Consider the following 24,537-nt stretch of genomic DNA (forward strand, 5'->3'; position numbering starts at 1 on the left):
CGCGTCAGTATCTTTAGTCAGCTATAATTATAACGCTCTCCGGGAAAACACGTAAGTAGCAATGCTTGTTCAAGCAAGTTACTTTCTAAAAATTTTCATTAACTCTTATACATTGCTTTTGAATATCTATTTACTCAGCCTCATTTCACTAAATCCACTTAGATTTTTCAGCCCACTCGTTACCCCAGGAGTAACAGCAATCAATGTCACAGACCTATCTAACAACTTTCCTGTCAAACCGTTCTAAAAAAAAGCTGTCACTTCGGCTGATTTTAGTATTGCCATTCGTCCTGCAAATTTTTGCCGCCGTCGGGCTGACAGGCTGGCTCTCCTTACGGAACGGACAAAAAGCAGTCAACGAAGTTGCTAGCCAGTTGCGGAGTGAAATTACGGCCCGCATCCAGCAGCAGCTCAACACATACCTAGATACAGCCCCTCGCGTCAATCAACTGAATGCCAATGCCCTTCGACTAGGATACTTAAATCCAGACGAATTGGAGAGTACGGAGCGCTATTTGTGGGAGCAAATTCAAGCCTTTCCTTCTCTGCCCAATATGGGTTTTGCTACTAAAACAGGAGAGTTCATTGCCATTGAACGCCAAGAGAATGGCAAAGTAGTTTTTAAAATAGCAGACAAAGAGCATCGGAATGAACTTCATATTTATGAATCTGATAGCAAAGGCAATCAAACGAAGCTCTTAAAAGTCTCCCGAAACTACAATATATTCAGCCGTTCATGGTATAAAGACAGTGTACGCTTAGGCAAGCCCACATGGAGCGAAATTTTTTCGCTTACAGGTCAGAAAACGCTATCGCTTCCTGCCGGACATCCAGTTTATGACGAAAGTGGCGAGCTGCGTGGGGTATTCGTTGCTAATTTTCTGATCTCTTTCCTCAGTGACTTCCTGCACAGCTTAAACATTGGTCGTTCGGGACAGACATTCATTATGGAACGTTCTGGACTCCTAGTAGCTAGTTCAACTCTCAAAGAAGCATTTATCACCAACAATGACAAGCTCGATCGCCTGAATGCTTTAGACAGCACAGATGATTTAATTCGGCTGACAACAGCACAGTTAAAAGAACACTTTGGCGACCTCACTAAAATTAATAGCTCTCAGCAATTGGATTTTACGATCGCCCGCCAGCGGCAATTCCTCCAAGTTATGCCCTTTCAGGATAGCCGAGGATTGGACTGGCTGATCGTGGTCGTAGTTCCTGAAAGCGATTTCATGGATCAAATTAACGCCAATACCCAGACTACCATTTTGTTGTGTTTGGGAGCCTTAGCGCTGGCTACCGTTTTGGGAATCCTAACCGCACGCTGGATTACCAGCCCGATTCTCCGTTTAAGCGCAGCTTCTAGGGCGATCGCAAGTGGGGATTTAGACAAAAGTGTGCAGATAAAAGGCGCCGAGGAATTAGAAGTTCTGGGTCAGTCTTTCAACCAAATGGCCCAGCAGTTGCGGGAATCTTTTAATGCGTTAGCAAAGACTAATTCCGAGCTAGAAATTAGAGTAGAAGAACGCACCGCTGAACTCACGGAAGCAAAAAAAATCGCTGATACCGCCAACCAAGCTAAAAGTGAATTTTTAGCGAATATGAGTCACGAATTGAGAACGCCCCTCAATGGCATTTTAGGGTACGCTCAAATCCTAGAACAATCGACAACGATGGCTCCGAAAGAGCTCCAAGGCATCAGTATCATTCACCAGTGTGGCTCTCACCTGCTCACCCTCATCAATGATATCTTAGACATCGCTAAAATTGAAGCCCAGAAATTTGAACTGTACGCAAAAGATTTCCCTTTTCCTTCCTTTTTACACGGAGTCGCAGAAATTTGCCGCATCCGAGCCGAACAAAAAGGAATTGCTTTTGTTTATCAACCCTGTCTTGGAATGCCTCCTGGCATCCACGCTGACGAAAAACGGTTGCGGCAGGTACTCATTAACTTACTGAGCAATGCAATTAAGTTTACCGAGTCGGGAGGGGTGACTTTTAAGATAGAATATCTGGAAATGGGGATAGGTGAAAAGTTAGAAGGCAATCAGCAAAAACCCCCCTCACCAATTCATAAAATTCGCTTTCAAATTGAAGATACTGGCGTTGGTATGACACCAGAACAATTAAAAAAAATATTTTTGCCTTTTGAACAGGTAGGAGACAGCAAGCGTCAGGGAGAAGGAACCGGGCTCGGTTTGGCAATTAGCCAGAAAATTGTCGAAATGATGCGTAGTACAATTCAAGTAAAAAGTCAGTCAGGAGCAGGCAGTGTTTTTTGGCTAGATTTGGATTTACCGGCAGCGACAGAGTGGGGAAATACAGCCCCGATTGCCAAGGAACGAAAACTGGTTGGTTACCAAGGTAGAAAGCAGAAAATTTTGGTAGTGGATGACAAATGGGAAAATATCTCAGTCATTGTCAATCTGCTGGAACCCCTCGGATTTGAAGTTACCGAAGCTAAAAACGGTCAAGAGGGTTTATACCAAGTGGCACAGTTTAAGTTCGATATGATTATCACTGACTTGGTGATGCCAGTGTTAGATGGCTTTGAGATGATGCGCCGTATCCGAAATTTGCCACACTATAAAGAGGTGGCAATCATTGCTTCATCGGCAAGTGTATTTGCTACGGATCAACATAAAAGCTTGGAGGGTGGAGCAAACGATTTTCTCGGTAAGCCCGTGCAGATAGAAGAGCTATTTGATATGTTGCAAAAATATTTGAAACTTGAATGGATATATGACGAACGAAAAAATGAAAAAATCAGCACTATTCCCCTTTCCTCTGCTCCTTCCTCACTTTCTGAATCAACCCCTTTAATTGCTCCCCCGCTAGGAGAGATGGAACTTTTATTTGAACTGGCAATGAGAGGCAACCTGAAAGGAATTGTGAAGCGCAGTGAACACCTAGAGAAGTTGGATCAGAAATTTTCGTCGTTTGCTGTAGAGCTGCGCCAGTTAGCCCAAGGCTATCAGGTCAAAAAAATCAAAGAGTTTATTACATCCCACCGAATAGAAAAAGAATGAAGGTAGAAAATATGGAAACCAGCACCATTTTAATCGTCGATGACAACCCTAGCAATCTGGACGTACTTTCTGAAGCTTTAGCGGGTTCAGGATGGGAGATATTGGTAGCAACTGATGGCGAAACTGCTATCGAACAGGCTGAATACAGTCAGCCCGATTTGATTCTGTTAGATGTCATGATGCCAGGAATTGACGGGTTTGAAACCTGTCATCGGTTGAAGGCAAGTCCGTTGACGAACGAAATTTCCGTAATTTTTATGACGGCTCTTTCTGATATAGGAGATAAGGTCAAGGGCTTTAATCTAGGGGCTGTGGATTACATTACTAAACCCTTTGAACAAAAAGAGGTGTTAGCTCGTGTCAACCTCCATTTAAAACTGCGTTCTTTGACTAAAACTCTCGCAGAGCAAAACCTAATGCTGAAACGGGAGATAGAAGACAGGCTTGCAGCAGAATCAGCGTTATATCAGCTCGCGCAGGAGTTAGAAAAACGGGTGGAAGAACGAACTGCTCAACTTTCTCAAGCTTTGGATAATCTTAAAAAAGCTCAAGTGCAAATCGTTCAAAGTGAAAAAATGGCTTGCCTCGGTCAGCTTGTGGCTGGGGTGGCTCACGAAATTAACAATCCAGTTAGTTTTATCTCCAGCAATCTCCCTCCTGCAAAGGAACATATTGCCGATTTGATCGCGATGGCGAAGCTTTGCCAGTACAGCTTTGCTTCGACATTAGAATTTGAGGAAAAGTCCCAGGAGCTTGATTTAGAGTTTATCGTTGAAGATTTGCCTAAAATTATTGATTCAATGGCTGTAGGAACAGAGCGACTTTATAATCTTTCTATGTCACTGCGTAATTTTTCTCGATTGGATACATCGGCACTCACACCAGTGAATATTCACGATGGCCTAGATAGTACCCTGTTGATTTTAGGTCATCGGCTGAAAGGTAAAGGCCCTCACACCGCTATTAAGGTTATTAAACAGTACGGTGAACTGCCACTGGTAGAGTGCTATCCGGGGCAACTAAATCAGGTGTTTATGAATGTGTTAGCGAATGCTATTGATTCTTTAGAAGAGTCTACGATTAGTTGTCCGCTGTGCAGTGAACAGCAACAGAGCAATGACAATCCGCAGATTCGGATCTGCACTGAAATGCTTCAGGGCGACAGAGTAATGATTCGGATTGCTGATAACGGGCTTGGGATAACGCCGGAGATAATGCAGCATTTATTTACGCCGATGTTTACTACAAAATCAGTGGGTAAAGGGACAGGTTTAGGCTTGTCTATTAGCCGTGAGATTGTAGAAGAAAAACATGGTGGTCAGCTTACCTGCATTTCCTCGCCTGAAGGGGGGGTAGAGTTTGTAATTGAGATTCCTATTCAGCAGTAGTAATCAGAATTCTTTCTGGTGAATGTTTGGGCTGCTGTTTTGTAAATATACCGTTAATCATGCGATCGCCCCTGTCTAATCTACTGTCTAATCTACCAATCACGATCACTGTCAAACTCTTCGCCACCTATCAAGAAGCATAGGGCTTGTCCGAACTGAAATTAGAATTTTCCAAAGAAACCCCCCTATCGCAAGTCCTAGAACGCCTGAGTGCTGCTCGCGCCACAGTTAGAAGGGTGGGCGATCACACCCGCTCACGGTATCAACCAGGAATTTGCCCTCGCCCCACCCCACTCCAAAACGGCGCTCAAGTCGTCCTTATTCCCCCTGTCAGCTATCCCCCTCTCCCCTCGGACACTCCCCCGAGGGCGATCGGTTTGTCACCGGGCGGGCGATCGAGCTAAACTGAGAACAGAGGCCTGCCTTCGATCAGAAGAAGTCCTCAAACTTCTTGGAAGAAATTGTTTTACCTAGGAGTGGGTCAAGCCCACTTTTTTTGTTGCATTAGTCGCAGGAAAAGAGCTCAGGGCGTCTGATTTGCAAGTTGAGGACTGATTTAGTAGGGGTAATCCCCCGCTTGAGATCCCTGCTGGGATGTTGGGTAAGTCCCAAAGTTGAAGACGAAAGTCGCAGCCACCTAATCAAACCACCTCAAAGCCAAGCAATCTCAACACCAAATTTTTCCTTGCCGTGTCCGAGTTCAGGAGTTTTAACTTAAGTATTCGATATGACTCATCCCCTAATCCCACAAATCATTGACTTAGCTACCCCCGTTGCGGAAACACTGGGATTGGAAGTAGTGGGAGCAGTGTTTCACACCAACCAAAATCCTCCCGTCTTGCGGGTAGACATCCGCAACCTCCAACAAGACACCGGTTTAGGTGACTGCGAGCGCATGAGCACAGCCCTCGATGCCGAGTTAGAGGCAGCCGACATCATACCCGATGCCTACGTGCTAGAGATTTCCAGTCCCGGAATATCCCGATTGCTCAGCAGCGATCGAGAATTCATTACGTTTAAAGGTTTCCCCGTGACAGTCAAAGCCAGCGAACCGGACTCGCGAATCAAAGAGTGGAAAGGACTACTCCTCTCCCGGGATGAAACAGCGGTTTATCTCAATCAAAAAGGGCGACAGGTTAAAATTCCCCGCGCTCAGATTGTCAAAGTTGAACTAGACGAAGGAAAGGAGAGGTAAAGGGAAATTTTGAGTTTTGAGTTTTGAGTTTTGAGTTTTGAGATTGCCTCGCAGCAAGCTGAAAACGCTTCGCTGCGAGTTACTTTTTAACAATCACATCCGTAGCAGCGGGTTGAATAGGAACAACAAATAAATTGTTACAGCACCCAGCTCCCCTAATCCTATCCAGTAACTCATCAATCCTCTGCCATCACTTTTTCTCAAAAATTTCCAAGTACCAATTACCGATTACCAGTTACTTACTACCAAAGCAAAAAAGGAGTGTTTTATATGTCAATGGTTCCCCTGCCCGGACTAAAAGAAATGGTCGAAGGTATTAGCAAAGAACGGAATTTACCCAAACACGCCGTCCAAGCAGCCTTGCGAGAAGCCCTGCTCAAAGGATACGAGCGCTACCGCCGCACCCAAAAACTCGACCACTTCAGCGAAGAATACTTCGACAACTTTGATGTAGAGCTCGACGCAGAACAAGAAGGTTTCCGCGTTTTAGCCAACAAAACTATTGTCGAAGAAGTCATCAATCCCGATCACGAAATCTCACTTACGGAAGTGCAAGAAGTAGCCACGGAAGCTCAACCGGGTAGCATCGTGCTCGTAGACGTAACACCAAATCAAAAAGAATTTGGTCGCATGGCCGCGATCCAGACCAAACAAGTTCTCGCTCAAAAACTGCGCGACCAACAGCGCAAAATGATTCAAGAAGAGTTTAAAGATTTAGAAGAAACCGTTCTTCAAGCAAGAGTGCTCAGGTTTGAGAGGCAGTCGGTGATTTTAGCAGTCACCAGCAGCTTCGGTCAGCCAGAAGTAGATGCCGAACTCCCTAAGCGCGAACAGTTGCCTAACGACAATTACCGGGCCAACGCTACATTCAAGGTTTATCTCAAAAAAGTAGGCGAAGGCTCTACTAGAGGGCCGCAGTTACTTGTTTCTAGAGCCGACGCAGGTTTGGTGGTTTACCTGTTTGCTAACGAAGTACCAGAAATAGAAGACGGGGTGGTGAGGATTGTCGCCGTAGCCAGGGAGGCAAATCCGCCATCCCGGCACGTCGGCCCCCGGACTAAAATAGCAGTTGATACTCTCGATCGCGACGTAGACCCTGTAGGAGCCTGCATCGGAGCGCGGGGATCGCGGATTCAGGTAGTAGTCAACGAATTGCGCGGCGAAAAAATAGACGTGATCCGCTGGTCTCCAGACCCAGCAACTTATATTGCCAACGCTCTGAGTCCTGCTAGAGTAGATGAAGTGCGTTTAGTTGCTCCAGAAGGTCGGAGAGCTCACATTTTGGTCGCTGAAGACCAACTCAGTCTTGCCATTGGCAAAGAAGGTCAGAACGTCCGCCTCGCAGCTCGCCTAACCGGTTGGAAAATCGATATCAAAGATATTGCTAAGTACGATCGCGCTGCCGAAGACAGCAAATTGGCAGCAGAAGCAACTAGGCTCGAAGAACTAGCAGGCGACTACGACGCAGACGAAGCAGGCGACTACGACGGCGACGAGGAAACCGCAGAATTTGAGGAAGAGGAGGCAGTCGCCACGGAGGAAACCGAAGCCGCAGTCTAAAAACTGTGACATTCACTCTTATTTTCTCGATCGGGAGACAAGGAGGACTTGTCCCCTACTCCCCCTCTCCCCCTACTCCCCCTCTCACAAGAAATGAAACCGAACTACCGGTGCTGTACAAGTTGTCGAAAAATAGCTCCTAAGGAAGCTTTTTGGCGAGTAGTCAGGCTCTATCCTTCTCATCAGGTACAATTAGATCGTGGCATGGGTCGTTCTGCTTACCTTTGTCGGGAAGCTGAATGCCTCAAAGCAGCTCAGAAAAAAAATCGACTTGGGCGATCGCTCAAAGCACCTGTGTCTGACGAACTGTACCAAACACTTTGGCAGCGTTTAGCCACATCTGACTGTACATCTTACTCTGGCTCACCCGGACGAAAAACCGACAATAGTTCGGCATCGGCTGTATAAACCCTCTTGGCAGCCCTACCAGTAATTACTGGTAGCGCCAGCTATAAAACCCCAATCCGATCTGCCCACCAGTCTGGAAAGATTTGTGTCAGATTAGATAAGGGTAGGGTACTAGCAGAGGTATCCTCAAGGTGGAAAGGCAAACTTTGAAGCTTGAGAGAGTGGGTTTTGCCAAAACTCAGACTTCGGAGTTCCAAGTTCCCAAACAGACTTGAGAATTCTTCAACCGCAGACTTCAGCGAGTTGCATCTTTTAGATAAAATTGCTGAGCGAGTACCAAAACCCCGATTCCTGACACTGAATCAATCACACCGAATGATGTCGTCATTAGCACAAAAAATCACAATGTAAAAACTGGTTGGCACAAAAGAGGGCAGAGTGGATGAACAACGGCAAAGTAAGAATTTACGAATTATCACGGGAACTAAATTTGGATAATAAAGACATCTTGGCAGTATGCGAGCGGCTCAATATTTCAGTCAAGAGCCACAGCAGCACAATTACAGAATCAGAAGCAGAGCGCATTCGCAAAACGGCGGAAAAATACGTAGCCAGTAGCCACTCTTCCCCCGGCAAGCCAGCTCCACCCGAAAGAGCAGCAGCGCCATCTAGAGAATCTGGCCCTCACCCTAACGACCAACAAAAAAAGCAGCAAATTTTAGAAATACGCAGTCCAAAAGTACGGCCGGCTGGTGCAAACTCCCAGCCTGCGGGCAACGAGGAGAACAAAAACCAGCCTGCGGCAACCGTGGCAACTCCTCCCAAGTCGCCTGCAGCTCAACAACTCCAGCCTCCCGCTAAACCGAATATCAATCGACCTGTACTGTCGAAGCCAAATGTCGCTGTATCGGCGGCTCCGTCAGAAATAGTGTCGGAAACTGTAGGTGCGATCGCCCCGGAAACAACCGCCCAGGCTCAGGCACCTGTGGCACCTCAACCGCCGTCGGAAAAGGCTCCAGAACGCACCCAGCAACCGCCGATCGCCCCCCCTGCGCCGTCGGCCAAACTCACGTCGCCGCCAGTCAGAGGGGCGTCAGAGTCGGCTAGCCGTACCCCACAAAATCTGGGGAACAAGCCGGTACTCAAACTTGCAAAAACCGAGCAAGAGCAATCAGAACAGTCAGAAACTCTGGAAGCGCCGGCTAAACCGAGCCGCCCCAGCAGACCTACACCGGGAGGTACCGAATCCCGCGACGCGCAAAGACCGCGCCGGGAAGGCGCTGGTGGCCCAGTCAAAACTCCACTTGCCGATCGACCCCAGCCCGGTGGCCCGCGCCGGAGCCTTGCCCCCGCAACGTCAGCTACCGGGCTGCGTAGCCGGGGCGGTGACACCGGAGCCTCCGGGGATGACACTGATGACAATGAAGAAGATAATACGCCGTTGCTGGGGATTACTCTCCTCGAAAGGCCCTCCCTCCCTCGTCCTGCCAAAAAGACATCGGTCATTTGGGAAGAAGATGATGACGAAAACTCAGATGCTGCCAAAGCTGCCAAGGCAGTTAAGGCAAAACGTTCTCGCCTCAAACCCATAGACGAGGATGATGATGACTTAGAAAACGGCTTGGATCTGCCAGCACCAGTCACGGTCAGCCTGTCCCTAGCCCGCCCAGCTAAAGCGAAGGGACAAGCAGCACCCAAGTCAACACCAACTCCGGGCGCACCCGGAAGCAGCGGAAAAAATAAGAGACCAGGCCCTTCTCACGATAAAAGTTCTTCTTCAGGTTCGAGCGGGGGACGCGGCAACCGGGGCAAAACAGCCGAAGCTAAGGTAGAACGTCCAGAAAAGCTGCTGCTGAGCAGGCCGATGACCGTTCAAGAACTAGCAGTTACTCTGGCTGTTCCCGAAACCGAAATTATTAAGCGGCTGTTCTCTAAAGGAATTGCGGTAAATATTACCGAAACCCTGGACATTCCAGCGGTGAGGATGGTAGCCGAAGAAATGGGCGTAGAGGTGGAAACCCCAGAAAAAGTAGCCCCAGCTATCAAAGTGATCGAGATGCTGGACGCAGCGGATTTGGAATACCTCGAACGCCGTCCGCCAGTAGTAACGATTATGGGTCACGTGGATCACGGTAAAACTACCTTGCTCGACTCGATCCGCAAAACCAAGGTGGCTCAGGGAGAAGCTGGGGGCATTACCCAGCACATCGGTGCTTACCACGTGGATGTGATACACGAAGGCAAGAGCCAGCAGGTGGTATTTTTGGATACGCCCGGTCACGAAGCCTTTACAGCGATGCGGGCTCGGGGAACACGGGTTACGGACATCGCCATCTTGGTGGTGGCGGCGGACGACGGCGTGCGACCCCAGACAATTGAAGCGATCAGCCACGCGAAAGCGGCGAAAGTGCCAATTGTCGTGGCTATCAATAAAGTTGACAAGGAGGGTGCTCAGCCGGAACGGGTGAAGCAAGAGCTTACTGAGTACGGCTTGGTGGCAGATGACTGGGGCGGCGATATCACGATGGTTCCAGTCAGCGCGATTCGAGGCGAAAACCTGGATACGCTGTTGGAAATGATTCTGACAGTCGCGGAAATGGAAGACCTCAACGCCAACCCGCACCGACCGGCTAAGGGTACTGTGATTGAAGCTCACCTCGACAAGGCAAGGGGGCCTGTGGCAACTCTGCTTGTGCAGAACGGCACTCTGCGAGTGGGCGATATTGTGGTCGCAGGCTCGGCTCTGGGCAAGGTGCGCGCAATGATCGATGACCGGGGCGATCGCGTAGAGCACGCAACTCCATCCTTCGCGGTGGAAGTGCTGGGGCTGCGAGAAGTTCCTCGCGCCGGAGACGAGTTTGATGTCTTCGCAAACGAAAAAGAAGCTGCGGCGATCGCCTCTGGAAGAGCTACCTCCCAACGAGATTCTCGCCTGCTGCAAGGCGGCCGGATCAGCCTCAGCGGCTTCTCTCAACAAGCTAAGGAAGGCGTTCTCAAGGAACTCAACTTGATCTTGAAGGCAGATGTCCAAGGCTCCCTCGAAGCAATTGTCGGCGCTCTGACTCAACTTCCTCAAAAAGAAGTTCAACTCCGACTGCTGCTATCTGCTCCTGGGGAAATTACAGAAACGGATATTGACCTCGCTGCAGCCAGTAATGCTGTAATTATCGGGTTCAATACTACTCTGGCAACCGACGCTCGCCTCGCGGCCGACCAAGCGGGCGTAGACGTGCGGGAATACAGCATCATCTACAACCTCTTGGATGATATTCAAGGGGCGATGGAAGGCCTGCTGGAACCCGAATTGGTGGAAGAACCTTTGGGTCAAGTCGAAGTGCGCGCTGTCTTTGCGATCGGTCGCGGGGCTGTGGCTGGATGTATGGTACTCTCTGGCAAAGTCATCCGTAACTGTAAGGTGCGGGTGCGCCGGGGTAACAATGTCGTTTACGAAGGTGTCCTCGACTCCCTAAAACGGATGAAGGAAGATGCCAAGGAAGTCAATTCTGGCTTTGAATGCGGCATTTCTTTGAGCGGGTTTAGCGACTGGGCGGATGGCGATCTTATTGAAGCCTACCGGATGGTTACTAAGCGCCGGACTCTCTCTCAATAGTTTTGAGTTGTGAGTGTTGAGTTGGAAGAGAATTTTTGAGTGATCGCAACCAAATTGCCGATCGCTCGCAACTATTCTCTTCACTCAATACTCCCAACTTTTGTTTTTAACTTATAGCAGAAGCAAGAAGCCAGAAGGCAGAAGGTTTTAGTTATCGAGGTGAGAAGGAAAAAGTAATAAAAGCAAATATATCCGCAATTAACAACGTCCTCATCGTCTTGGCTGTCCCTAAAAATTCAAAATTTAAAACTCCAATAAGACTTACGCAAAGCAACCGAGTTGCCTCCTACAATGCTCGGTTTGACCGCTAGATATGTACTCTTCGCACGGGTTTCTTGGTTAAGAGTGCGTCCCAGACTATCAAAACTCAAAATTCAAAACTCATAACTCATAATTATTGAAAGTGCGTTCTTTTTGGTCAGATCCTTTTTTGTGGATTCACCTTTCTGGGGCGGCTACACTGCCGATTTTCCTAGGACTGTGCTTGCTGGGACTCGCAGTGGGTTCTCCCCTGCTCCCTGTCTGGTTAGAAATGTTTTTAGTGGCTGTAGCAGGTATTGTTCCTGTGCTGTGGATGCAGTGGTTCCGCCCTTTTTACATTTTTAGTATTTTAGTTGTGGCGGTAAAACCGCAGAATTTAACTTCTGTGCAGCACCGGATTCTGAGTCGGTTTAAAACTAACTTAAATAAAGGACTCGCTTTATTTGTCGCTGTTTTGCTGGCAGTAATTTTGTGGCAGCTTTACCGATTCGCTCCCCTCGCGGCTTCGGTGGCTCCCTTTCCTCCTTCCTGGCGGTGGGCTGGATTGTTGTTGGCAGTTGCTGCTTTTTTAGCTAGCAATTTGTTTGTGCAGGTGTCTGCTAGTGTCATGGCGGTTTTGCTGACGCCGGAATCAGAATTTGCAGCGACAAAGCCTCATGTTTTAGAAAAAATTCGGCAGGATTTTACGATCGCGCCTTGGCAAGTTGATCGACTTTTGCCGGCTTTGGCAGCCGAGACAACTGCCGCTGTGGCTGCACCCCTAGAGTCAATTGGGGCAGCATCCGGCATAGGGAATTCGTCAGCCGGCAGTATGGTCAACCCAAAACCTGCTGACACCAACGGCGTTACATCTCTACCCGAACAGTCGATCGAAAAAAAGTGAAATAAAAAATTAAGATGGGCACAATTGTAGTTTAAGCTACTTTAATTTTGACAGATGTATGCAGTAAAAATAATAGAGAATACCCCTCCTCAGATTGAGATTATTAATAGTCTTAATATTTAATTTTTAATCGCAGGTTGTGGAGATTTTATATGGGCTATTTGGAGAGAAGAATCTATAATAGATACTGTCAAGGTAAGCTTTCAATCCTTACAGGGGATTAAAACAGAGGTATAACAATATGGCGAATTATCTACCGCTCCCACAACAACCTCAAGCCGGAGATCCGAGTGAGCTGTGCGAAGATTCTGAAATCTGGGGCAGTCTCAAATCCGCGATCGGCGCAAGTTCAGGATTTCAACGCTGGCAGCTAGAACTCAATTTTGAGCGTCAGCAGCAAAATGCCACCATCGATCAGCAGGTTCGTTCCTATCTGCGGGAAACTTTAGAAACTTTGGCTTATTGAGTACCCTAAAACCAAATATTGTCACAGTTTGTGAATTTTACAGCCCAATTCTGCTGGCATCCCCTCCAATATGCTAAGTGAGTGCCGATAGTGAGTGTCGATCGCAACTTCGGAGATCAAATTGCAGGGGACAGTATTTCTCCTTACTTAGTCGGGATTAATTCCCGCATTCTACTGGCAACACACACTTAGAAAAATTCCGAGAAAATTAGCCTGAAAGCCCCCATACAAAGCGACTGCAGCCGCTATCTATTGACGTGCCTGTTGCCGGAACTGTTTATAATAAGGCTGAAGCAAAATAAAATTAATCGTGCGGTTGTGGCGGTACATCAAACCGTCCCCATCAACATACTTACAAACCTTTTGCACCGTAAGTCCTATTAAATAGTCTACAACCAGAGTAGAGGAAAATGCGCTTAGTAATAGTTCAGTATGCCGGCGATTACGCAGAAGCCTTTGAGCGTTTAGCCAAAGGTGGAAGCGAAACATACTACGCTCAAAAATATTCTGTTGATGCCGTCACCGAGATGGCAAAACGAGCTGAGTCAGTAACGGTTATTTGCTGCATGACACCCGAATTTAACGATCGGGTTCTAGAAAACGGCGTGCGGGCGATCGGTTGCGGATTTAATTACAAAATTGATCCCCAAAAATTGATCGACTTAATTGCCCAGCAAAATCCGACTCATTTAGTCCTGCGGACGACTCTTCCAGACCTTTTTAATTGGGCAATTAAAAAGGAAATTAAAACCATCGCTGTATTTGCCGAATCTATTGCAACAAAAACTTGGCGCAATAAATACCGCAACTATTTCCTATCCCAATTGTTGAATAACAAGCAAATAGAATGGGTTGGAACTTACGGCATTACTTCATCTTTATTATTTAAAGAAATAGGAGTAAAAGCTGATAAAATAATTCCCTGGGACTTCCTCTTAGAGACCAATCCCGGCTCTTTGTCGCCGAAAAAAATCCCTGCGGACATCAAAAAAATTCAACTTTTTTACGCTGGTTCGTTAGTACAAAGTAAGGGAGTGGGCGATATATTGAGAGCCGTAGCAAAGTTAAGAGAACGGAATAATATATCAGTTCACTTAAAAATGGCAGGTAAAGGTGAAGAGGAGTTTTTTGCCCAGCGAGTCGAAGAGTTGCAAATTAAAGATTGTGTAGATTTTCTGGGAATCGTGCCAACTCAGAGTTTAGAACCTTTAATGAGAGAATCCGATCTCGTGTTAGTTACTAGCAGGCACGAATATCCCGAAGGTTTTCCCCTGACAATTCAGCACGCTTTACGCACTAGAACACCGATAGTAGCTTCGGATCACCCGATGTTTAAAACCCACTTAAAGGACGGTATTAATTCGATGATTTTTGAGGCGGGGAACTCTCTGGCTTTAGCAGAATGTATCGAAAAAGTTATTTCGGATTCAGCGCTTTACCACAATCTTTCTGTCGCTTCTCACTCAACCTGGCAGGAGTTGCGTCTGCCTGTCAAATGGGCGGACTTGATCGATCGCTGGCTGGATGATTCTCCTGAAAGCAAACAGTGGTTATTTGAACAACGACTAGCTTCTGGAGCCTATAACTCATGAAAAAGTTAATAATTAGGTCAACCTAATTAAACTTGAGTAGGACTTATATCTAGTCCTGTCATATAACCCTCATCAGGCAAGTCGTGAGGACGAAGAGTCGTTTCTTAAAGATTTTAACAAATAAGGACTCTTCGTCAGTCCTCTCCTATTGAGTTTTTATTTTGCCTGCATTTTTTGCCGAATCTGCTCTCCGCGCCTAGCCGCAACCTTTGGCCAAGTAAACTCCAAAGCTCGCTGGCGGGCGGCGGCTCCCATCTTAGCCCGCAAATCAGGAGAATTAGATAGTTTTCGTAGTGCCTCCACCCAGGCGTCAGTATCGTAAGGAGGAAGAATTATGCCCTCAACGCCATCACGCACCACACCACCTCCTCCCATCGGTGAAGCCAGAATCGGCAAACCATGACCCATTGCTTCATAGATAACGAGTGCGCTACCTTCCTCCAGACTGGGAAAGGCAAAAAAGTCAGCTTGGCGATAGGCAGAACTGTAGTCCAAGGCATAATCAAAGTGAACTACATCAGGACGTTTCAGCAAATGGCTGCAAGTGTGAGCAATCGCCGGTTCGAGGGAGCCAAAAATTGTCAGCTTTCCCTTAATCCCAGCTCGCTCCCAAGCCTGCAAGAGCAGGTGAGTCCCTTTGCGGACGCAGGCAAAACCTAGGAAAAGGACGTTAACTTCCTCTGAGGCCGGTTTTTGGGATTGATAATTGGGGAAACGCGACGGCGACCAACCTTCTGTGGTTAACAGCAGTTTTTCTTCAGGAACTCCGGCTTCTTGAAATGATTTTACTACTGCCGGACTGGGACAAAACAGAAAGTCAACTAGCTTGAGTTTTTGCTCTTCGGTCTTAATTTTTTCTGGGGTAATTGCGTGTTGAGGTTGCAATTCCAAGCGAGAGTAAGCATCGTCAAGGATACTCTTAGCTTGACTTTGACAAGTATTAACTCGCTCCCAAAAAATCGGCTTACTTTGCTTGTTAACGCTCTTTACAGTATCTAATGATATAGCGGGCCACAAGTAGGCAACATCAAAATTTTTGATATCTTTGAGAAAACGCTTCTCTGCCTTGATTTTGGGAGCACTAGGGCTGCGGTAATAAAAGTTTGTCAGAAATGACGGAATTGCTTCAACTATATTTGAGTTGCGGCAGGAGCGATCGCAACTCGGGACAACCATGCGAGCATTCAGCTCAGGTTTTTGCCATTCTTTGCACACTGAAAAAAATACGTGGCTGATGGCTCGGTCATTGCAATGAATTGGGAATAAAGCACTCAGTTTTAACATAGGATTCATCTTGAGTTAACTAAAGTTTTTCTACTTGTTTCTAAACACGGATATAGAAAAATGAGGCTCGGTTTAGAGACCAGTCTTGTTTGATTGAAAAGTAGATTCTGCCGTCTGACAGTGATTGTATGGTGACAACATAACATTAAGTAAATTCACTGACAAGGCCCTGAACCAAAAATTATGTATTTTTACTGTAAAGAATGAAACAGCAGCATCCAAAATGCACTGAAAATTTTTCCAAGATGTTTGGCGTCCTACTAAATAGGGCTTTTCAAGCGTTTTAGATAACGTGGCGATTGAAATTGCTGCTACACATACTCTCCTCCTGGATATTACGTACTAAAATAACTGACCGAAAACATCCAGAGTACAATCTCCCGGATCGCGGCCGCGGATCAGGTCTCACTCATCTGGGCATCCGAGCGAACCGAGAATGGTACAGGCCGCTTTTGTGGCATCTAAAATCTCAAATTTCAAATCTCAAATCCATCGACCGGGTATTAAACCCGGATTTGGTATAGCAGAAGGAACAAGGAAGAAGTTCACCACCCCTGCTCCTTCCTTGGGGGAAATCAGAAGGTAAATGCAATAAAATCAATGGTTTGGGCTATTAAAAACCTCCGGTGGAACCGAAAAGATTGCTAGATCATTACCTTCCAAAGGGCGTTGTGGAGTTAAAAAACATCCTAGCTGCTTTTCTTAAAGAACAGCTAGGATGTTTGTATAGCAAACTATTTCAGGATTTTAGCCTGCTGTTGCCAAAGCTGGATTCTTAGTTTTGCCGATCGCCAAACATTTTTTAACAGCAGCAATTACATCTTCCACATCTGCATCTGTTAATTTGGCCGAAATCGGCAAGCTAACTGTATGCCGCCCAATGTAGCCAGCATTCGGATAATCTTCGGTATGCCATCCAAACATTTTTTGATAGACAGGATGTTCCGGCATACTCATATAATGTACGCCGACACCGATATTTTCAGCATTGATAGCGTCGAGAAATTCGTCGCGGCTGATTCCAGTTTTGGCTTCATCTACCAGAATGGTGTACAGGTGATAAGCATGAATTGTATCCGGTTCGGGGTTGGCTGGCAAAGTAATCGGCAAATCCGCAAATGCTTCGTTGTAGCGCTGCCAAACCTGCTCCCGCCGCTGCCAATAAGGCGTGACTCGTTTCAATTGATGAATGCCGATCGCAGCTTGGATATCCATCATATTGTATTTAAAGCCGACTTCCACCACTTGGTAGTGCTTGTAACCCGAATCGCTGAAGCGCTTCCAAGCATCTTTGCTCATACCGTGCAGCGCTAAAATGTTGAGCCTGTCGGTATCTTCTTGACTGGCGGCCAGAATCATTCCTCCTTCCCCGGTCGTAATGTTTTTGGTAACATAAAAGCTGAAGCATCCGAAGTCGCCAAATGTGCCTGCTTTCCGTCCCTTGTACTCTGTTTCGATTGCGTGAGCACAGTCTTCAATTAACTTCAAGTTGTGACGGCGAGCAATATCGCAAAGCGCATCCATATCGCAGGGACGACCTGCGAAGTGAACCGGCAAAATTGCTTTAGTTTTTGAAGTGATTTTAGCTTCGACTTGAGCCGGGTCAATATTCATTGTCACCGGATCTACATCCGCCAATACCGGTGTTGCCCCTGCATGGATGATGGCATTAACTGTAGCGCAAAAAGTCATCGGAGTAGTAATGACTTCATCCCCCGGTTCCAAGCAAGCAGCGAGGACGCTCAAGTGCAGTCCCGCCGTACAGGAATTGACTGCAATCGCGTGCTGGGAACCTTTGTAAGCATTAAAGTCGTCTTGAAACTTCCTGACTTTAGGGCCTGTACCCAACCAACCTGTTTTCATGGTTGCCACCACTTCTTGAATTTCAGCATCTTCGATCGCCGGAGCACCGAAAACCAAGAAACGGTCTTTTGAACGAATAGGATTGTTGTTCATGTTGCTAATGTTACCCAGTAAATAGGGTTGATAGAGTGAAAGTGTACTACCCTGACAGGTACGGTTTTATTTGAATTCGAGGTGCTGATAATTAATACAGTCTCTCACCTTTTTTTTTTTCAACTTTTTTAGTCAAGAGTTTTAGCCTAGAGGTTGCGTAATAGTGTCTGTTATAGCACGAGCTTACTAATTAGCCGTGGTTTTTCCCCAAGCGCCTGACTCTGACAGCGTTGATCTATCTTAAGATAGATCAACTGCAATGTCCACCCAATCGTATTTCAGTTTATGGGGGATACACAAGGTCTTTGTCGGTTTTTTTACTGACAGATTTTTATTAATCAAAATATATATATTTTCTTTTAAATTTGTGTAAACCATCGAACGTTTATCCCGACCCTTCTTTTACAGCTAACTTATACCATTTTAGATGTTAGATTTTAGAATGCCTCATTCCCGTCAGGTTTGGAGCTTGCCTGGAGTTAATTTTTATTTTTACTTGTGTAAAAATCAGGCAAATTTTGCACAAAAAAAATGTAACTCCCCTGTAATTTATGCAGGTTCAGCAACATTCTGCGATCGCACGAATCAACCCTCCTTGCCAAAATCCGCTACAGTCTAGGCAGGCGAATCTTGTTTAAAATATCTTGCAGCCGTTCTGAAACGCCGCCCAATTGTTCTGACAAAGCTACAAGTTTGCCGTAAGCTTCAACTAAGCGATCGCCCTCAACATAAACTTCTGAATTCGGATAATTCTTCATCGCTTCCAGCAGCGTAATCTCGTTATCATTAGTTGCAGACAGCACCAAGGCCTCGCGCAAAGCTTCTCGATTTGCATTCCCAGAAGGAGTGCGAATTACCTGACCCACTTCATCGAGAATTATTTCGCCAACCTTGCTGTTAAGCGTCCGATCCAAAAAGCTTTGACTGACTTTCACTGGTCTCGTCAGACTGTTGCGAACCGCTTCCGGGTCTTTTTTTGCCTTTCCCAGCAGCATTTCTAACCCGGGCGACATTTTCCCAGTATCTGCAAAAATTTCTAATTCGCTGACGGGTAAAGTCATTCGGATCGCACTGTATTTGAGCACTACCTTTTCGGCCGCCGCCGCAGCACTGCTGTAAAATAGAATTCCCGCGCCTGCTGCTAAAAATAACGTCCACCGCCCTTTGAAAAATAATCGACCCATAGTAAAATCTCCCAACATCTTTTTCTACTTCGACTTTGACACATCTCATTAGTTACTGCACAGACTAAGCTCTTTGGGAAATGCCAAATTATTCGATCGCCCCAGCACTTAAACCATTTTAGATTTTAGATTTTAGATTTTAGATTTTAGATTTGCAAATGACTGATCATCGTGATTTCGAGTAGGGGCCTACAGTTGCATGATTTTTGGGAACTGGTATTACCTATATCGGATGCTAGGCAAAAAACTCGGTTCCGGGCGCTAGTACGGGCTTTTGACTCTGTGCGCGGTGCACACCCGATTCAATCTCCCAATCTCCCGATCCTCGCACAATGCCGAACGCCAGCTCTTCTATCAGTGAAGGCTGGCGCTGGGCTTAAATTTATTTTATATATTTAGGGTCTTTATGAAAGCTGACCCCAATTGAACGAATTACAAGCGGTTGATGATTAGGGCCTTTAAATTTGCTGACCCCAATTGAACCCACTGTTGTATTATGACAGGGATCATCGCAAACCCGAATTTCATAACAATTTCTTTATATTTATAACTTTTCCTTGCCTCAGATAGATTTTTATCTCAATTTGTAAATATTTGTTACTTCGACTTCGGGGATCGGCCCTCGGCGCGCTGCTCCCACCGAAACAGGAACACCATCAGGGCCACAACTCCGACCTGGAGAGCGAAATTAGGCAAAGCAGAACCAATTTCCCGCCCAGAGGCAATTTTAGCGAGGAAAACCAAGCCGCCGATAAAGCCCGAAGCGCCACAAGCTATGTAAACAAACTGTCGCAGAGGCCGGTAGGGAGTGGCCATTTCTGCGGTTAAACGCTCGTATTGTTGGCGGCTGAGGTTGCGCGGGTTTTTTGGGAGGTTTGTGCGATCGTCCGAATTTGGAGCTGGCATAGATTTAGAAAATAAGTAAATTAGGATTGGGCCACAAAAACCCGGTTTATACCAAAAACGGTCTGGCTGAGGTAGCCAATGCGGTCGAAAAACCTGGTTTTTGGTACTGTGGGCGCAAGTCGAGTGAATATTAGACTACAACAAATATCCCGCAACTGCCGAAATAAATCACCGCTGAATCCAAACCACAACTGTCTGCAAACAGCCGACAAAAACACCTAAAAGACCTCCTAAATTTACAATTCCCTGCAACTCGCTTTGGACAATTCCCTGAATTGCTAACTCTAACTCTTCAGGAGAAGTACCTTTTACTCGATCGACAATCACCTGGTCAATATTCAAAATCGGGATAGCCTGAGCTACAATATTTTCTAAATCCCGCTCTAGATAGCGCTCTAAAACCAAAGCCAGTTCTTTGCTGACAATTTCCAGGGAAGCGCTCATCACCGCTGAAGTTTGCAATCGATTGAGAATCAACCGCGAAATATTTTCCCAATCAATAGATTTGCTCAACCCCTCAAGTACCTCTGTACCCCGCTGTTGAACGTAGCTGCGAACGCTGTCGCGCATAGTTTTTCGCAACTGTCTCACAGTCGAAACCGGTAAATTTTGCATCGACAAATTTTGCAGCCATTCCTGAATTCGCCCGCGAATTCCCAAAGAAATAGTTAACTCTGCTAAGCGCTGATTTGTGGCTTCTCTGTCATCGAGACAAAAAGTCCGCAGCCGAGTTAAAGTGTTCCGCAAACCAAACAAATTTGCTACTACCCAATAAGTGCCGCTGGTTTTTTCTCGAAACCCTTCATCGATGATCGAAATATTGCGATCCGTCAAAAAGTCAATTAAAGCCTGCCGCAGCACTTCCGGGGGTATTACTACCTGCAACAACCACTCAGCAAGCTGAGCCGCCTGAGCTTCCGTTAGCTGAATCTCCAGCAAAACTTGGTCAAAAATTTGATTTAGCTGAGCTTCTAAAAAATCTTCCCGGCGCGCCAAAACTTTGAGAATTCGCGGCACAGATTCCCCCAGCAAATCTCGCAAAATGTTAGCGAGAATTTTAGCGGTTTTTTGCTCTGCGTCTGCTTTTACCTGATCCAGGGCCAACTGCAACAACCAGAGAATCACCGACTGCATCCGCTCGGTTTGCAGGAGGCGGCGAGCTAAGTTTTGCAGTTCCTGCGGTGTCAGCAGCGAACCCATAATTGTATCGGAAATTCGCTTTGCTAAACGCTCTTGGTTGCGGGGGATCAAGCCTGGAGTGAAAGGCAACTTCCGCCCTTTGATGTAAATAGCTCGATAGGGGCGGAACAGCATTTTGATAGCTATATCGTTAGTGAAATAGCCAATAATTCCTCCCACTACAGGTGGGGCCAACAACAGCCAAATGTCAGAGGGATTCATAAAGGATTAAAAATAGGGTAAGGTGCACAGGGATCGGTGCACCCTATAGTTAGATAGCTGATATAGACTGCAAGCATTTTTAATTTTAAATTGCTTTGCCGAGTACCAATACTCCCATCATAGCTCCGGCAATCGGGTAGTGGGTGGCGGCGGCAAATCCGGCTTTGTTGGCGATCGCCACTTGCTCCTGGCCGATCGGGAATTTTTCTAAACTAGGATTAATGTAGGCATATTCTTGAGTCATGCCAAATTTCTGAGCAATGGGCACTACGAGAGTGTCTAGATAAAACTGCTGAAAGCTCCGCATTAGGGAATTGCTGGGGCGGTGGAGGTCGAGAATAGCTGCTTTGGCACCGGGTTTGAGCACGCGGTGCAATTCCTGAAGACTGCGGGGGATGTCAGTCACGTTACGCAGGCCGTAACCCATTGTGGCGCAGTCGAAGTAATTGTCAGCAAAAGGCAAGTCTAGGGCGTCTGCTTCTACCCAGGAAATGGGACTTATAGGGGTGAGAAAAGGTCGATCGCGCCTGGCAGCCACGGCCAATTGTTCGGCGGAAAAATCTACTCCAAATACGCAACCGGTCGGCCCTGCTTGTTTGGCCAGCAGCAAAGCTAGATCTCCGCTACCGCAGCACAAGTCTAAACAAGTATTTCCCGGGCCAGCACTGCTCCATTTCACCGCCATTTGCTTCCAAATCCGGTGTTGCCCAAAGCTCAACCAGTCGTTCAATTGGTTGTAAACTGGTGCAATTCGATTAAATATAGTTTTAATTTCTTCGGCGTTATTAGTCATTGGTCATTGGTCATTGGTGATTGGTGATTGGTAATTGGTAATTGGTCAGCCGGAAAAAATAATTAATCCGTGCATTCATGTCATGCTGTCGCCAGTCATTAATGCTTTTTTATTTGTTAGCGGTTGGTGATTTTTTGTCTATAATCATTGGTTTGCTATCATTTTCGACTCCAGAGATCCCACTGATGACTAAAGACTAACAACTAAAGACTAAAAACTAATGACTGATGACTAATGACTAATGACTAATGACCCTGAAAACTCGTCAATACCAAAGCAACTTCTTGAGCGGCGAGGTGAACTGTTGTGAGTTCGTCGGGGCGCAGGGAACAAGGTTGCTTCCACTGCATGGAAATCAGGGCGATCGATCGACCTTTGTGAATCACTGGGATGCTCAGGTGAGCTTGAATGCCGGATTTCTGATAGTGCGGCAGACTCGCTAAGGCTGTGTCAAGCCCAATATTCACAGCACCCTGAATAGTTTGAGAGCTAATTGCTTCTCGAACCAGAGGGTCATCTGCCAGCCAATTTTCCACAGTTGAACCAGTGGTGTGACAGCCTTGGACTGATATTAAAGCATTTCCTTCCACCAGTTGCAAAATGCAAGCGTCAGCCAAAAAATTATCACTTATAGCAGTAGCAATTGGATCTAAACTTGCTTCCAAACTCGGATAATCCACAGCCGTTTGCATGATTGTTGCTAACAGTTGTATTTGATTTTGGGCCCGATCCAATTCCTCAGTCCGCTGCTTAAGAATTTCATAAGTCTCGGCCGCCTTTTGCACCACCATTTTCAGTTCGTTCGGGTCCCAAGGCTTAGTGATATACTTGTAAACCTGTCCTGAGTTAATCGCATCCACCAAGTCTTCAATGTCCGTAAAACCAGTCAAGATAATTCTGACCGTATTCGGAAACTGCGGCACGGTTTTGCTCAAAAACTCCGTTCCCTTCATTTCGGGCATCCGCTGGTCGGAAATGATGACGGCGACCTCACCTTCGATGCCGAGGACTTCCAAGGCGCGAATTCCGCTCTCAGCTTTGAGCACGTTAAAATCTCGTCGGAAAGTGCGGTAGAGTAAATCCAGATTGTCTGGTTCGTCGTCTACTACCAGCATTTTGGGCTTTTTCGGTCTGTGTAGGGTCATGAGCTGGCGTTTAATTTGATCTAGCTCTGAAATGGCATTATCCATAACAATACGATAAACTCCCCTTTGTAAATTTAGGCGAGCAACTATTCTGTAACAATAGTCTCATAACTCACTTACTATTAATCTATCGCTCTGCCGCGACACGAGCCTTGCCGGTATCCAATCCCACATAACTTAACGCTGGTTTTTGATTCAATTATGACTGATACACCGCAAGATTCATCCCCTCCTGCATCTGCATCCTCCACAAATGCTGTGGATGCCGAAAAGTTAATTCGATCGCTCCGCCGAAAAGAAGGCACTTGGGTAGAGTGGGGACAGGCCTGCACTGCGCTGCTAAAAGCTGGCTACAACTCTCAAAGGATTTTTGAAGAAACTGGTTTTGAGCCAATTCAGCAAAATCAAGTGAGCGTCGCAGCCCAAGTTTACACCAGCATGGTCAATGCTGGGGCTTCAGACGAAGTTCGATCGCACTTCCTCGGCAAAGGTAGTGATATCTTATACGAGTTTCGGATTCTCTCTCAAGTAGAGCGGGCCGGGGCGGCAGCTTTGATGCTAACCCACAATTTGGATGTTGACGATGCTCGCCAAGTTGCTAAAGCGATCAAGGAGTTTTCGCACTTCGGGAGTCTCCCCCAAGGGTTCACAGACACTCCCGGCGATGCTATGGCTTACCAATGCTGGCAATTAGCGAGACAGAAAAGCGATTTGCAAGAGCGATCGCGCTTAATTGCTCGCGGTTTAAAATTAGCTAGCAGCCAAACCGCTAGGGCGCAAATCGAGCAGTTGCTCGTTGATTTTACCGTAGTTTCGAGAAAGGAAGCGCCCCGCCTGCCCGTCTACAGGCTCGATTCTGAGGAACAATTGCCCCGCGTTGTCCCGGTTGTGGGCAAATTGCCGCTTTCTACGACAGATTTGCTGGCAGTGCCTTTGCCGGAGGAAATCGAGCCGTTCCGAATGGTAAAATTTTCTGGAGCCGGAGCTTGGGTGGCGATTCCCGGATGGCAGGTAATTTTGAACGCTGAAGATCCGGTGGCTGTTTTGGAAATGAGCGATCAATTGCCTGTACCGCTACAAGGCAAAGTTGAAGAAGTTTTGATTATTGCTGATCGATCCCAAAGACAGTGGGATGCTGACAGTTATTTCCTTGCTGATAACGCTGGTAATTTAGAATTGTACTGGTTTGAACAATCCCCGGATATTCCTATTTTGGGGCGAGTTGTTCTGGTGATGCGTCCGAAAAAGATTGTGGATGAAGACTATACCAAAGATGGATGGCAAATTGATGATTAGTCAGTTGTCAGTTGTGAGTTATTAGTTGTGAGTTGTGAGTTGTCAGTTGTCAGCGGTCAGTTGTCAGTTGTTATTTGTCGTTGGTTTTAAGAACGGGTTCTCCGGCCGTTCCACAATACATAAATTTTACGTGGGTGGAATGACTAATGACAAATAACTACTGACTAATGACTACTAAGTGTTGTTAGTTGTCAGTTGTTATTTGTCGTTGGCTTTAAGAACGGGTTCTCCGGCCGTTCC

The 24,537-nt window shown here is 46.6% G+C and carries 18 protein-coding genes; 11 read left to right on the forward strand and 7 right to left on the reverse strand.

The window, feature by feature from the left end; genetic code table 11:
- Window positions 1–203 precede the first annotated feature (203 nt).
- The 10 genes from QUA74_RS18855 (at window position 204) to QUA74_RS18900 (ending at window position 14,332) form a co-directional block, all read left to right on the forward strand.
- Window positions 204–3,029, forward strand: a complete 2,826-nt coding sequence (locus QUA74_RS18855; RefSeq protein WP_333332141.1) for an ATP-binding protein — start codon at window positions 204–206, stop codon at window positions 3,027–3,029.
- Between the two features lie 11 nt (window positions 3,030–3,040).
- Window positions 3,041–4,417, forward strand: a complete 1,377-nt coding sequence (locus tag QUA74_RS18860; RefSeq protein WP_333332144.1) for a response regulator — start codon at window positions 3,041–3,043, stop codon at window positions 4,415–4,417.
- A gap of 146 nt (window positions 4,418–4,563) precedes the next feature.
- Complete coding sequence (locus tag QUA74_RS18865; RefSeq protein WP_333332147.1) at window positions 4,564–4,821, forward strand: molybdopterin synthase sulfur carrier subunit; 258 nt, start codon at window positions 4,564–4,566, stop codon at window positions 4,819–4,821.
- 323 nt (window positions 4,822–5,144) lie between these two features.
- The gene (gene rimP / locus QUA74_RS18870) at window positions 5,145–5,612 is read left to right on the forward strand and encodes a ribosome maturation factor RimP (RefSeq protein WP_333332150.1); all 468 of its coding nucleotides are present in this window, start codon (window positions 5,145–5,147) and stop codon (window positions 5,610–5,612) included.
- 270 nt (window positions 5,613–5,882) lie between these two features.
- Entirely contained in the window at window positions 5,883–7,172 is a 1,290-nt protein-coding gene (gene nusA, locus QUA74_RS18875; RefSeq protein ID WP_333332153.1) for a transcription termination factor NusA, read from the forward strand.
- A 93-nt stretch (window positions 7,173–7,265) separates the two neighbouring features.
- Complete coding sequence (locus QUA74_RS18880) at window positions 7,266–7,580, forward strand: YlxR family protein (RefSeq protein ID WP_333332156.1); 315 nt, start codon at window positions 7,266–7,268, stop codon at window positions 7,578–7,580.
- Between the two features lie 382 nt (window positions 7,581–7,962).
- Window positions 7,963–11,130, forward strand: a complete 3,168-nt coding sequence (infB, locus tag QUA74_RS18885; RefSeq protein ID WP_333332159.1) for a translation initiation factor IF-2 — start codon at window positions 7,963–7,965, stop codon at window positions 11,128–11,130.
- Between the two features lie 403 nt (window positions 11,131–11,533).
- Window positions 11,534–12,274 (forward strand): low-complexity tail membrane protein, encoded by a 741-nt coding sequence (locus tag QUA74_RS18890; RefSeq protein WP_333332162.1) that lies wholly within the window; start codon window positions 11,534–11,536, stop codon window positions 12,272–12,274.
- A gap of 241 nt (window positions 12,275–12,515) precedes the next feature.
- Window positions 12,516–12,740: a hypothetical protein gene (locus QUA74_RS18895; RefSeq protein ID WP_333332165.1), complete on the forward strand. Its 225-nt coding sequence runs from the start codon at window positions 12,516–12,518 to the stop codon at window positions 12,738–12,740.
- 410 nt (window positions 12,741–13,150) lie between these two features.
- Entirely contained in the window at window positions 13,151–14,332 is a 1,182-nt protein-coding gene (locus tag QUA74_RS18900) for a glycosyltransferase family 4 protein (protein WP_333332168.1), read from the forward strand.
- Between the two features lie 156 nt (window positions 14,333–14,488).
- Here the strand turns inward: QUA74_RS18900 and QUA74_RS18905 are convergent, their stop codons facing one another.
- The 7 genes from QUA74_RS18905 to QUA74_RS18935 form a co-directional block, all read right to left on the reverse strand.
- Window positions 14,489–15,616: a glycosyltransferase family 4 protein gene (locus QUA74_RS18905; protein ID WP_333213014.1), complete on the reverse strand. Its 1,128-nt coding sequence runs from the start codon at window positions 15,614–15,616 to the stop codon at window positions 14,489–14,491.
- Window positions 15,617–16,363: 747 nt separating this feature from the next.
- Entirely contained in the window at window positions 16,364–17,572 is a 1,209-nt protein-coding gene (locus QUA74_RS18910) for a DegT/DnrJ/EryC1/StrS family aminotransferase (RefSeq protein ID WP_333332171.1), read from the reverse strand.
- A 608-nt stretch (window positions 17,573–18,180) separates the two neighbouring features.
- Window positions 18,181–18,756 carry an alpha/beta hydrolase gene (locus tag QUA74_RS18915; RefSeq protein WP_333332173.1) on the reverse strand — a complete coding sequence of 192 codons (576 nt, stop codon included), beginning with the start codon at window positions 18,754–18,756 and terminating at the stop codon, window positions 18,181–18,183.
- A 597-nt stretch (window positions 18,757–19,353) separates the two neighbouring features.
- Window positions 19,354–19,662: a DUF3493 domain-containing protein gene (locus tag QUA74_RS18920; protein WP_333332176.1), complete on the reverse strand. Its 309-nt coding sequence runs from the start codon at window positions 19,660–19,662 to the stop codon at window positions 19,354–19,356.
- Window positions 19,663–19,830: 168 nt separating this feature from the next.
- Window positions 19,831–21,063 carry a DUF445 family protein gene (locus QUA74_RS18925; protein WP_333332179.1) on the reverse strand — a complete coding sequence of 411 codons (1,233 nt, stop codon included), beginning with the start codon at window positions 21,061–21,063 and terminating at the stop codon, window positions 19,831–19,833.
- A gap of 85 nt (window positions 21,064–21,148) precedes the next feature.
- Window positions 21,149–21,856 (reverse strand): bifunctional demethylmenaquinone methyltransferase/2-methoxy-6-polyprenyl-1,4-benzoquinol methylase UbiE, encoded by a 708-nt coding sequence (gene ubiE, locus QUA74_RS18930; RefSeq protein WP_333332181.1) that lies wholly within the window; start codon window positions 21,854–21,856, stop codon window positions 21,149–21,151.
- A gap of 245 nt (window positions 21,857–22,101) precedes the next feature.
- Window positions 22,102–23,046: a response regulator gene (locus QUA74_RS18935; RefSeq protein WP_333332184.1), complete on the reverse strand. Its 945-nt coding sequence runs from the start codon at window positions 23,044–23,046 to the stop codon at window positions 22,102–22,104.
- Between the two features lie 156 nt (window positions 23,047–23,202).
- Between QUA74_RS18935 and QUA74_RS18940 the strand changes: the two genes are divergently transcribed.
- The gene (locus QUA74_RS18940; protein ID WP_333332187.1) at window positions 23,203–24,297 is read left to right on the forward strand and encodes a RuBisCO accumulation factor 1; all 1,095 of its coding nucleotides are present in this window, start codon (window positions 23,203–23,205) and stop codon (window positions 24,295–24,297) included.
- Window positions 24,298–24,537: the final 240 nt, after the last annotated feature.

The organism is Microcoleus sp. LAD1_D3 (assembly GCF_036702135.1).
Lineage (GTDB): Bacteria > Cyanobacteriota > Cyanobacteriia > Cyanobacteriales > Microcoleaceae > Microcoleus.